The sequence below is a fragment of the Macellibacteroides sp. genome, assembly GCF_050251695.1.
Classification (GTDB): domain Bacteria; phylum Bacteroidota; class Bacteroidia; order Bacteroidales; family Tannerellaceae; genus Macellibacteroides; species Macellibacteroides fermentans.
On sequence record NZ_JBFWMI010000099.1, the window covers coordinates 1 to 11,571 of the forward strand.

General features: G+C 43.7%; 10 protein-coding genes. All 10 read right to left on the bottom strand.

The features are described from left to right. Positions 1-1,306, bottom strand: a 1,306-nt coding sequence (gene atpA, locus AB7E53_RS12475) for a F0F1 ATP synthase subunit alpha (RefSeq protein WP_446775986.1), incomplete at its 3' end; no start/stop codon positions are given. Between the two features lie 71 nt (positions 1,307-1,377). Further along, positions 1,378-1,923: a F0F1 ATP synthase subunit delta gene (locus AB7E53_RS12480; RefSeq protein ID WP_446775987.1), complete on the bottom strand. Its 546-nt coding sequence runs from the start codon at positions 1,921-1,923 to the stop codon at positions 1,378-1,380. 2 nt (positions 1,924-1,925) lie between these two features. Next, positions 1,926-2,426, bottom strand: a complete 501-nt coding sequence (atpF, locus tag AB7E53_RS12485; RefSeq protein WP_446775989.1) for a F0F1 ATP synthase subunit B — start codon at positions 2,424-2,426, stop codon at positions 1,926-1,928. A gap of 22 nt (positions 2,427-2,448) precedes the next feature. Then, entirely contained in the window at positions 2,449-2,706 is a 258-nt protein-coding gene (gene atpE, locus AB7E53_RS12490) for an ATP synthase F0 subunit C (RefSeq protein ID WP_079683666.1), read from the bottom strand. A 40-nt stretch (positions 2,707-2,746) separates the two neighbouring features. Continuing rightward, positions 2,747-3,790 (bottom strand): F0F1 ATP synthase subunit A, encoded by a 1,044-nt coding sequence (atpB, locus tag AB7E53_RS12495; RefSeq protein ID WP_446775991.1) that lies wholly within the window; start codon positions 3,788-3,790, stop codon positions 2,747-2,749. Positions 3,791-4,220: 430 nt separating this feature from the next. Further along, on the bottom strand, positions 4,221-4,454 hold the full coding sequence (locus AB7E53_RS12500) for a F0F1 ATP synthase subunit epsilon (protein ID WP_446775993.1): 234 nt from the start codon (positions 4,452-4,454) through the stop codon (positions 4,221-4,223). A 2-nt stretch (positions 4,455-4,456) separates the two neighbouring features. After that, positions 4,457-5,980: a F0F1 ATP synthase subunit beta gene (gene atpD, locus AB7E53_RS12505; protein WP_446775995.1), complete on the bottom strand. Its 1,524-nt coding sequence runs from the start codon at positions 5,978-5,980 to the stop codon at positions 4,457-4,459. 254 nt (positions 5,981-6,234) lie between these two features. After that, positions 6,235-7,506, bottom strand: a complete 1,272-nt coding sequence (locus AB7E53_RS12510; RefSeq protein WP_446775997.1) for a TolC family protein — start codon at positions 7,504-7,506, stop codon at positions 6,235-6,237. Beyond that, a complete protein-coding gene (locus tag AB7E53_RS12515; RefSeq protein ID WP_446775999.1) occupies positions 7,503-10,610 on the bottom strand; it encodes an efflux RND transporter permease subunit in 3,108 nt (1,035 codons plus the stop codon). The genes AB7E53_RS12510 and AB7E53_RS12515 overlap by 4 nt, the downstream gene beginning before the upstream one ends. Continuing rightward, on the bottom strand, positions 10,607-11,571 hold a 965-nt coding region (locus AB7E53_RS12520), incomplete at its 5' end, for an efflux RND transporter periplasmic adaptor subunit (RefSeq protein WP_446776001.1). The genes AB7E53_RS12520 and AB7E53_RS12515, both read right to left, overlap by 4 nt.

Here is an 11,571-nt window from a genome sequence, read left to right on the forward strand (position 1 = left end):
TTGTTAAAGCTGTTACCTGGTCCATATCTCCACCAAACTTGGTAAACGATTCCAGTTCGCGGTACTGTGCCTGATCTATTTTTAACGTACCGGCCACCTTCTTCATGGATTTGATCTGGGCATTACCCCCCACACGTGAAACGGATATACCTACGTTGATAGCCGGACGAACACCTTGGTTGAACAGATCGGTTTCCAGGAAAATCTGTCCGTCGGTAATGGAAATCACATTGGTAGGAATATAAGCGGATACGTCGCCAGCCTGTGTCTCAATGATAGGCAAGGCAGTAAGTGACCCACCACCTTTCACTTCCGAGCGCAGACTTTCCGGCAAATCGTTCATCTGACTGGCTACCTCTTGTTGGGCGATAATCTTTGCGGCACGTTCCAGCAAGCGCGAATGCAGGTAAAAAACATCTCCAGGATAAGCCTCACGGCCCGAAGGGCGGCGTAAGATAAGGGATACTTCACGGTAAGCCACCGCCTGTTTAGATAGATCATCGTACACTACCAGGGCATGCCTGCCGGTATCGCGAAAATACTCACCTACTGCAGCTCCGGCAAAGGGAGCGAAATACTGCATCGCTGCCGGATCGGATGCAGTCGCCGATATCACCACCGTATACTTCATGGCCCCCTTCTCCTTCAGCGTATTTACAATGGATGCCACAGTAGAAGCCTTCTGTCCTACTGCAACATAGATACAATACACAGGTTTCCCTGCCTCATAATTGGTCCGTTGGTTCAATATAGCATCAATCGCAATGGAAGTCTTGCCCGTCTGCCGGTCGCCGATAATCAACTCCCGCTGTCCTCGACCAATAGGTATCATGGCATCAATTGCCTTTATTCCTGTTTGCAGCGGCTCATTTACAGGTTGTCTAAAAATCACACCCGGGGCTTTACGCTCCAAAGGCATTTCATATTGCACGTTAGTAACCGGACCAAGTCCGTCTATTGCATTTCCCAGTGCATCGATCACACGTCCAAGCAACCCCTCTCCCACTTGAATGGAAGCAATCTTGCCTGTACGCATAACGACATCACCCTCTTCAATCATATCAGTTGGCCCCAACAACACAGCCCCTACGTTATCCTCTTCCAGATTCATTACAATTGCCTTCATTCCATTCTTGAATTCCAGCAATTCGTTAGATTCAGCGTTATATAAACCATAGATGCGGGCTACACCGTCACTTACCTGAAGGACGGTTCCTACCTCCGATAAATGTATATCCGGTTTAATATCTTCCAGTTGCTTCAGCAACACATCCGAGACTTCTCCTATTTTCAAGCCATTGATCATAAACTCTCAATTAATAATAATTACATTTGTAAATATATCCTGCAATCACACGCATAAATCAATCGTGCCAATCACAAGTTTTGTCGAATCAACTGACTCCTGATGGAGTCTAATTGCGAAAGGACACTAGCATCCAACCGGTAGCCATCCGTATCCAATATAAATCCGCCAATCTGTTTCGGATCAATAACAACCGTAAACTCCACGCTATCGTGTGTTTTGATATTTATAAGCTCTTTAAGACGTTGGCTTGTTTCTAAATCAATTGGTTGGGCCAACGTAAGTCTTATCGGTAATATATGATTCTCCTTTCGGTACATATCTATAAACTGAAGAATAATATACCTTAACAGATCTTCTCTTTTTTGCGATAAAACCAACTTGATAAACCTTGAGGTGGAATTGCTTACATCGATTCCACAGGCCGTTTCAAGCAACATTGCTTTCTTGCTTTGCGAAATGATGGGGCTATTAAGCGAATTTACCAATTCAATCATGGCTTTCATCTGATGCAAAAGCATCTGCATTTCATCGTAAACCTGCGTCTCCTCCTTGTTTTCCTTTGCATAAGCGAGCAAAGCCCTGGCATATCTGACAGAAATATTACCTATATACATTCTTACGATTTACTTAAAGTTATTTCATCAATCAGTCGGTTGATAACTTCCTTATGAGCGGTTTCCTTTTCAACTTTACCACGGATAATCTTTTCGGCAACTGAAACAGAAAGTGTTGCAATCTCTTCACGCACGTCGCGGATTGCCTTGTTCTTTTCAAATTCAATCTGACGCATGGCCGAATCAATGGCCAATTGCGTCTCTTTTTCAGCCTTTTCCTTTGCCTCTTTCAAAATACGCTCTTTTTCCAACACCGTATCATTCAGTATGCTGGCCTGTTGCTGTTTGGCTCTGGCCAACAATGTTTGGCATTCGTTTTCAATCGCAGCCAACTTTGCATTTGACTCTTTAGCGGATTCAACCGATTGGGCAATAAATTCGTTTCGTTTTTCCACGCCTTTCAAGATCATAGGAAAGCCAAACTTGGCAAGGATGAAAAAAGCAATTCCGAAAGACAAGATCATCCAAAACAGCAACCCTGTGTCTGGAATTAATAATGACATACTATTAAATTAAATCTATTATTTACTGAAATAATACCAGGAAACAAACTACAATACCGAAAAGGGCGGTTCCTTCCACCAAGGCTGCCATAATAAGCATCGACGTCCGGATATCCCCGATAGCCGAGGGTTGACGACCAATAGCTTCCATCGCGGAACCACCAATTTTTCCAATACCAATACCTGCTCCAATAACAGCCAGACCAGCTCCGATTGTTCCTCCTAGCTTAGCTAAACTCATACTTGCGGCTGCAGCCTGCAACAAAATTGCTGATAACATACTCTTTTTGCTTTAAATTTATAATCTGAAACTTTGATAATTAATGTCCTGCTTTTGCCTGTCCGATATAGACAGCCGAAAGCATTGTGAATATATATGCCTGGATACAAGCAACTAATAACTCGATAAAATTCATAAAAACGGTAAGGATAACAGACAAGACTGTCATTCCGGTGTTTACAGCAGCCCCCATACTTACGGTTACAAATATCAGGCATGTAAGGCCTAATATAATAGTGTGACCGGCCATGATATTTGCAAAAAGCCGAATCATCAGCGAGAAGGGTTTCGTAAATACCTCAAAGGCATTCACGAAAGGCATTATGGGAACCGGAAGTTTCAAAAACAACGGGGTATCCGGCCAAACGATCTCTTTCCAGTATGCCTTGGTCCCCGATACATTTACAATCAAAAACGTACATAAGGCCAATAAGAAAGTAATGGCGATATTCCCTGTTACATTGGCTCCGAAGGGAAAGATCGGAATAAGTCCCATCAAGTTGTTCAATAAGATAAAGAAAAATATAGAGAGCAGGTAGGAAGAGTATTTCGCATAATCTTCTCCTACGTTCTCTTTTATAACCCCGTCGCGGATATATAAAACCATCACCTCGATCATACCTTTCCATCCTCCAGGTGTCTGCAGGGGATTTCGCTTATAAAAACGGGCCACACTCAATATAAGAAACAACAACAACGAGCTGGAAAACAAAAGAGCCGAAGCATTTTTCGTTAACGACAGATCCAACGGCCTCACCTCGCTGCCGGTAGCATTTAATTCCACCAGTTTACCCTGGTTTGGACCTTCGGAAGCCACATGAAAGCCGTTATAGGAATGTCCGTGACTAATTTTAGACGACATAAATACAAACCATCCTCTTTCTGCACTTCTTACTATTACAGGCAGAGGTATTGCAATATCTCTATTATTCCACTTTGTGATGTGCCATTCATACGAATCTTTGATATGGGAAAATACAATTTCGCCTACGTTTACCTCCTGCGAACTACCTTTGCCTATACCAGCAAGCAACAGGAAAAGCATAAACAACACTTTTCGAAAAGAATATCTAGTTTGTTTCATCCTTTTTTCATTCTTCGTTTTTCGTACAAATAAAAAATGTATGTGTCAATAAACATGGAGATAAAATAAAAGATCATCAGTGTGATAGAGAACATCCTGATTTGATGTCTTATAAAAAACATATACAACCAGATGAATACGATGCTCAGTATCAACTTAACTACTCTGGTTATCATAAAGTTATTTATAATTGACTCCGGATGTTTACGATTTGCTTTCTCCAAAAAAACCAACAGGATCAGACACAATAGATAGTAATAAATGGGAATTGCCGGAAACCATGTAAAATAATGAGTATGCCATATCGTGTTTAGCAACCCCCCTAATGATACACCAACAACCGAATATACCCAGGTTATAAAAAGAAACAACCTGAATCTTAATCTTCCCATTGATTTGAAATGTTCCATTATATCTTCTTTTTTTAGTATTAGTCTGTGCATACATGTATGCCTGTCCCAACAACTTCCACTACTCCGCCAGACACTTCGACAATCTGGGTTCCTCCATTCAGTCCAATACGGATAGCTCCTTTAGAAAGAACGGCCAATAATGGAGCATGGTGGGGTAGAATCATAAAATCGCCCGTAAGTCCGGGGAATAATACCGAATCCACCTCTCCATCAAATACAGGCCCCTTGGGTGATACTATTTCCAGTTTCATCCTCAGTCGTCATTTGCTTCATCCAACAATTTCGTTCCTTTTTCGATTGCCTCATCGATGGTTCCCACATTCAGGAACGCTTGCTCGGGAAGGTAATCTACTTCGCCGTCCAGAATCATACGGAATCCTCGAATTGTATCTTCAATCGGAACCATCACGCCCTGAATACCGGTAAACTGCTGCGCCACAGTGAAAGGCTGAGAAAGAAATCGCTGTACACGGCGTGCCCGGTTAACAACAGTGCGGTCATCGTCCGAAAGCTCTTCCATTCCTAAAATGGATATAATATCCTGTAACTCCTTGTTTCGCTGTAGTATCTGCTTTACCCGCTGGGCAGTCTGATAATGATCTTCCCCCACGATAAGCGGATCCAAAATACGGGAAGAGGATTCCAGCGGATCCACCGCCGGATATATTCCAAGTTCCGTAATCTTCCGACTTAATACCGTGGTGGCATCCAGGTGACTGAATGTGGTAGCCGGAGCAGGGTCGGTTAAGTCGTCAGCCGGCACATACACCGCCTGAACCGAAGTGATAGATCCGTTTTTAGTGGAGGTGATCCGTTCCTGCATGGCCCCCATTTCGGTAGCCAATGTGGGTTGATACCCCACAGCCGAAGGCATTCGTCCCAGCAAAGCCGACACTTCGGAGCCTGCCTGGGTAAATCGGAAAATATTATCGATAAAGAACAGGATATCTTTGGCTCCGGAACCATCACCGGCATCACGGAAAGATTCGGCCACGGTTAATCCGGACAAAGCAACCGATGAGCGGGCGCCGGGGGGTTCATTCATCTGACCGAACACCAGGGTGGCCTGCGACTTGGCAACTTCATCGTAATCAATCTTCGAAAGGTCCCAATTACCCTCCTTCATGGATTTTACAAACTCATCTCCGTAGCGGATAACCCCCGACTCGATCATCTCGCGCAGCAGGTCGTTACCTTCGCGGGTACGTTCGCCCACTCCGGTGAATACGGAAAAACCATTGTGTTTTTTAGCTACGTTATTGATAAGCTCCATAATCAGAACCGTTTTTCCTACTCCCGCTCCGCCAAAAAGACCGATCTTTCCTCCCCGGGGATAGGGCTCCAATAAGTCGATCACCTTTATACCTGTAAATAATACTTCCTGGGTGGTGGTAAGATCTTCAAATTTGGGAGGCTGACGATGGATAGGAAACGCACCATCCTTGGAAAGTGACTTCATGCCATCAATCGAATCGCCTGTTACATTCATTAATCTACCCTTTACCTGATTGCCGACAGGCATGGTAATAGGCATATAGCGGGAAACGGCCTTTAAGCCCCTGCTGATACCATCGGTAGTATCCATTGCAACCGTGCGGACCGTATTCTCACCGATATGCTGTTGCACCTCCACAATAAGAATCCGCCCGTCCGGACGGGTAATCTCCATTGCATCATGAATTCTGGGTAATGCCAATACCTTTCCTTTCACTCTCTCAAAATGCACATCAACCACAGGCCCGATTACCTGCGAAATAGATCCTGTTATCTCTTCCATGTTCAATAATTTTCAATAAATCTGCGGGTACCGGCTAAATTAATAGTGAGTGTACCAAACTGTTTGCCTTATCTTGCTAAATATACCAATAACCTAAGTGAATTACAAATGTAGTTGGTTTAATTTTAAAACAGAAGGTCAATTTTAGCTTTAAAATGGTCTCATCCGAATATTCCGGTTTAAAATCCTTTAATTTTCGTTTAATTCTGTATCAAATTCAAAATAAAAGCTACACATTGAAACTAATCATACATTTAATATCGACCTGTAACTTGAAGGTAGTTGCTTCGTTTGAACCTGTACACTGTGATAGACTCCGTGTATCGGTCGCGCGTTTGCTGTAAAAAGCTCTGGGCATCCAATAAATCGGTCAGCGTAACGGTTCCTGCTTTATAATAGTCTTCATTAAGCCGTAGATTTTCGGTGGCTTCAGCCACTGCCTCTTCGGCCAACTTTACCTGCTTGTAGGATTCTTCCATGTCGTTTAACGCTTGCTGCATTTGTAGCAAAAGCTGCTCGCTTTTATTCTGGCGGTCGTTCATTGCTACCTGTTGGTTTATTTTCTGCTTTTTAATTGCATGAGAACCTCCCCACCAAGCCGAGATTGGAATAGAGACTGTTGCAAACACCATCCCGAAATCTGTATTTACATCGGTTAGATTATGATACATATATCCTGCACCAACTGCCACTTTAGGAAGAAATTCTCCTTGTTTGATTTTAAGCTGAAGGTTGTTGGCTTCCACATTTTTATCCAGCAGCTTATATTCGTTGCGTGCCGACAAGACCTCTGCATGGTTTACCAGAATATTTGCCGGAGATTCCATCCAAAGCGAATCGTATGTAATTGAGAATCCGGCGGGATCCGTACCCATATGCTGACAAAGAAGCTTTTTGGTTATGTCCAATCCATTCTCAACAGATAGACGGTTGCTGGCCAGTTCGTTTTGTTTAAGTTTTACCTTCAACACATCATTTTGTGTAATTAATCCGGCTTTAAATGAGTTCTCCACATCCCGGCGCAGATGCTGCAACATTGCGTCCAATTGATCCAGGGTGCGGAGCTTTTCCTGTAAGGATACTATTTGATAATAGAAATGTTCGGTCTGAAGTAATATCTCGTCTTCCGACAAGTCAAGCTGGTATCTTTGGGCCTCCACTCCTACTTTGGCCAGCTTATTGCCATTCACAATATTTCCTCCGGCAAAAACAGGCTGGGTTGCAGTAACGCCACCCAACACGCCGTTCTTCATTAATGAAAGCGTAGTGCCCATCATTTCCATATTCATCGTTCCGGCTGAAGCATTCATGGCAGTACCTGTAGCACTTACAACCGGGAAATAGTTTGTAAAGGCCTCTTTCCTGCTTTGTTCTGCTCCCTTTAGCTGCAATTCGCTTTTTCGGATCTCATAATTATTCTTCAGTGTAAGTTCTTTACATTGTTCCAATGTGAAGGACGATTGTGCCTGAATTGCCCCCGAAACGGCTATCAACAAACAACCGAGATATAAATTTCTTTTCTTCATATACTTTCCATATTTACAGTTTTAACCTTATCGCATTTGCGGAACAGCAACCAATAAGATACAGGTAAAATTGTTACTAAAAATACCATGGTAATCAGCGTTCCGAAAAAGATTACAGATCCCATGGGTGCCCAAAGGGGACTTTTTGAAAGAATCATGGGTACTACCCCCATGGATGCGGCGGCTGATGTGAGAAATATAGGACGCATACGTCGTTTGCCCGAAAGGAAAGCGGCTTCGCGTGCAGTAAAGCCATGCTTCAACCGCAATTGCTCGGCATAATCGAACATTATAATACCATTTCTGACCACAATACCCATCAAGCTTACAATACCCAGAATCGATGTTACGCCAAAATCAACTCCCATAATCAGGATTCCCAATGCTGCACCAAGCATACAAAGCAGGATTGAAGCCATGGTTAGCAATGAAAGATTGATCTTTTTATAGTGAAATACCAGAATAAAGAAGATAATGAAGACCGCAATTGAAAGTCCACCGATGATTTGAGGAAGACTTTCGGCATCGGTTTCCAGCTCTCCGCCGTAAGTGAGCGTCACCCCTTCAGGCAAATCAAGTTGTGCCAGCTCTTTTTGTATTTCGGAAGTAATAGCTGTTGTGTTGACTCCTCTTTTAACATCTGCATAAACCGATAAGCTACGTATTCCGTTTCTGCGTACAATTTGTCCGTCGGTCCAATCCGGTTCGACCGTGGCAATTTGATGCAATGGAACAGACACTCCGGGAATAACAGACGAAACGTACTCATTCTCAATATCCACCATCTTCTCGTCGGAACCGTATCGTTCCTGCTTAAGCATCACTTTAAGCGGGTAATCGTTATCCCAGAGTGTAGTTAGTTGTACTCCATTACCATAGGAAGCTGCCATATTTAACGACACCATCGTTTTATTCACTCCCAACCGGTTTGCTTCATCATTATTTAACCGGATGTAAGCCCCCGGAAGCTGATCTTCAAAATTGGTACGCACAAATTTCAAGTTGTCTGCTTTTCGCAAGATTCCCATTAAAGTGTCTGCCGACTCCTTTAACTTTTCAAGATCATTCCCGCTTACTCTTATTTCAATCGGAGCCTTAGCTTCCGAATAGTCCAACTGCTTGAAGCGCAGGGTGGCATTGGGGAAGTAGTTTGTATAGGTATCCGAATAGGCATCCAGCATCTCCTCCGTAGCTTTACTTGATATGGTGTTTACAATAAACTGTGCGTAATTTTCGCCGGGCATCTGGGGTGCATAGGATGTATGAAAACGGGGTGAACTATTGCCTATAAAAGAGGTTACAGACCGCACCCGGTTATCTTTGCGTAACAAAGCTTCCAGACTATCGGCTACTGCGGCTGTATTTTGGAGGGAATTTCCCTTTGGCAGATAAATCTCCACGGCAAATTGATCGCGTTCGGCGATAGGCATCAGACGTTGGGGAAGCAAACCGAATAGACACAGACCTGCACCCACCGAGACTACTCCAATCGCCAGGGTTGCTTTCGGGTAAAGAAATGTCTTTTCCAACACCTTTTCGTACCCCTTTTGCATCAATTCCAATAGGTTCTTCTTTTCTTTCTTTTGTCCGGCACTTTTTGCATGCAATCCTTTCTTTATAAAGAAATATTGCATGAATGGAACCAATAATACGGCTACCAGTAAGGAAACGGCCAGTGTGATGGTGATTGTCCACGGAAAGGCCTGCAGGAAATCATTGAACATCCCGGTCATCGTTATCAGAAATGGAAAGAAGGTTATGCTGATTGCCAGTGTCGCCGACAGAATGGACTTAAAGAATTCTTTCGTGCTCGCAATAGATGCATGCCAACGCGACATTCCTTCATCAAGCTTTTCAAGATAACTGTCTACAATCACAATGGAGTTATCTACAATCATTCCCAATACAACAATCAATCCGGCCAATGTAACTGTGTTTAGTTCTATACCGGAGGCAAACAGAATGCCCAGTGAAATAAATATAGTGATGGGAATGGTAGAAGATGCGACCAAAGCAACGCGTAACGGAAGCAAAGCCACCACGACAAGAATTACCGTAAGGATAGCCATCAGCAATTCCTTAAGGAAGGTAGATACAGACAATTCCACCACTTTGGGTTGATCGGCTATACGATATACACTCACGCTTTCGGGAAGTTCCTGCTGAAATTCCTTCAGCACCTTTTCGACCTCTTTTCCGTATTCTACGATGTTGTTCCCTTTTTGCATCTCCATCGAGAGCAATATGCATTTCTTCCCGTTATTTTTAATATAACTATCGGGACTCGGATACTCGCGAACAATTCGTGCCACATCCTTCAACCGGATCACATGACCGGTAAGATCTGAATAGACAATTTGCTCTGCAATAGATCTTTCGTCGGGATAGGTATCCGAGATATGAATAGGAAAGCGGTACGTATCGTTGTCCACCACTCCGCTCAACGTAGTAAATCCCTGACCGAACAGTGTTGCAGAAAGGGTTGGCAGACTTATTCCGTAGGTTGCCAGCTTATCTTTATCCAGGTATACACTAATCTGTTCCTTCTGTAATCCGTATCTCCGGAGATTAGATACAGACTCCACCCTTCGCAAACGGTTTTCAAGCTCTTCGAGATAGTCTTCAAGCTCGCGATAGGTTTTATCGTCGGATTCCAGGGTAATCAGCAACGCCGAGGTGTCGCCGAAATCGTCGTTTGCAATCAACGCAACAACACCCGATGGTAATTCTGATTTAAATAAGGACAATCCATGTTTAAACTTCGACCAGAACTCATCCTTATTTTTCACATTATCGTTCAGCTCCACATGGACAATCACCATCCCGTCTTTACTCTCGGTGTAGGTCTTTCTCTTTTTAACCTCCTTGTAGCTGAATATATATTGTTCAAGCGGTTTGGTCACCTGCTCTTCCACCTCTGCCGACGTAGCACCGGGGTACACTCCTATAACCAGACCTTGCCTTATTGTAAAGGATGGAAACTCCTGTTTGGGCATTTTGTCCAATGCATAAATACCAAACAATACCAACATCGACACAAACAAAATTACAATTTGCCGGTGCCGCATAGCCAACTCTATAATTCCTGTCTTCTTACGGCTCATCTTTGTTCAATTTTCATTCCTTCACTTATTTTCTGCATTCCTTCTACAACCACACTGTCGCCAGCCGATACCGCCCCAAATACCAGCACTCCATTGGCGGACAGCGATTCAATATCCACATAGCGTCGCTTGGCTATACCGTTTTCGCTTACCCAGACAAATCGTTTGCCTGTATGCTCGACCTGAACCGACTTTACAGGCAATTCAAATCCAACAGCTGCTCCATCCTGTTGCATTGTTATATTACACACCATACCCGGCATTAATTTATGGAGCGGATTTGCCAGTCTGATCTTTACATCGTATGCGTGTGAAAGCGGATTAGCCTGAATGCCTTTTTCCGTTATTTTACCTTCAAAGCAGTCGTTATTAAGAGCAGCAACACGAATCCGGACAAGCTGACCGAGCTGAATAGCTGCGATTTTGTTTTCGGGAATGGATACTTTTACATCAACCTCTTCAATCTTCGACAGCTTGAATACCGGAGCTCCGGGCAACACATTCACTCCGGTTTCGGCAAACCGTTGGGCAATTACACCGGTAAAGGGTGCATAAAGGTTACAGTCTTTCAGATTCTTTGCAGCAATCTGCTCCATGGCCTTGGCTTGTTCGAGCTTGCTTTCGATTTCCACATACTTTATTTCGGGCAGACTTCCCTTTTCGTACAACGAATGCAAGCGGTCGAAAGCATCTTGTGCCTGGACTCTGGCGGCATTGGCTGCCTGATAGCTGTTTAACAGAACCCGCTGATCCAATGTAGCCAATAACTGTCCTTTAGAGACCATCTGTCCTTCGGAAACAAGCACCTTCTCCACATTACCGGCAACACTAAAACTCAGTGACGAGGCCTGCGACTCTTCTATAGTGCCTACATAACTCTGCTGAATTACGGATTCGGCCGACTTAATTTTAATCATCTTCACAGGAATGGCTGCCTCCTTGTTCAGATTCCGGTCTGTAT

What these genes read in the sequence shown, in the direction of transcription:
- AB7E53_RS12480 (WP_446775987.1), bottom strand. Translation starts at nt 1,923, where the DNA reads ATGTATATAGGTAATATTTCTGTCAGATATGCCAGGGCTTTGCTCGCT.
- atpF (WP_446775989.1), bottom strand. Translation starts at nt 2,426, where the DNA reads ATGTCATTATTAATTCCAGACACAGGGTTGCTGTTTTGGATGATCTTG.
- atpE (WP_079683666.1), bottom strand. Translation starts at nt 2,706, where the DNA reads ATGTTATCAGCAATTTTGTTGCAGGCTGCAGCCGCAAGTATGAGTTTA.
- atpB (WP_446775991.1), bottom strand. Translation starts at nt 3,790, where the DNA reads ATGAAACAAACTAGATATTCTTTTCGAAAAGTGTTGTTTATGCTTTTC.
- AB7E53_RS12500 (WP_446775993.1), bottom strand. Translation starts at nt 4,454, where the DNA reads ATGAAACTGGAAATAGTATCACCCAAGGGGCCTGTATTTGATGGAGAG.
- atpD (WP_446775995.1), bottom strand. Translation starts at nt 5,980, where the DNA reads ATGGAAGAGATAACAGGATCTATTTCGCAGGTAATCGGGCCTGTGGTT.
- AB7E53_RS12510 (WP_446775997.1), bottom strand. Translation starts at nt 7,506, where the DNA reads ATGAAGAAAAGAAATTTATATCTCGGTTGTTTGTTGATAGCCGTTTCG.
- AB7E53_RS12515 (WP_446775999.1), bottom strand. Translation starts at nt 10,610, where the DNA reads ATGAGCCGTAAGAAGACAGGAATTATAGAGTTGGCTATGCGGCACCGG.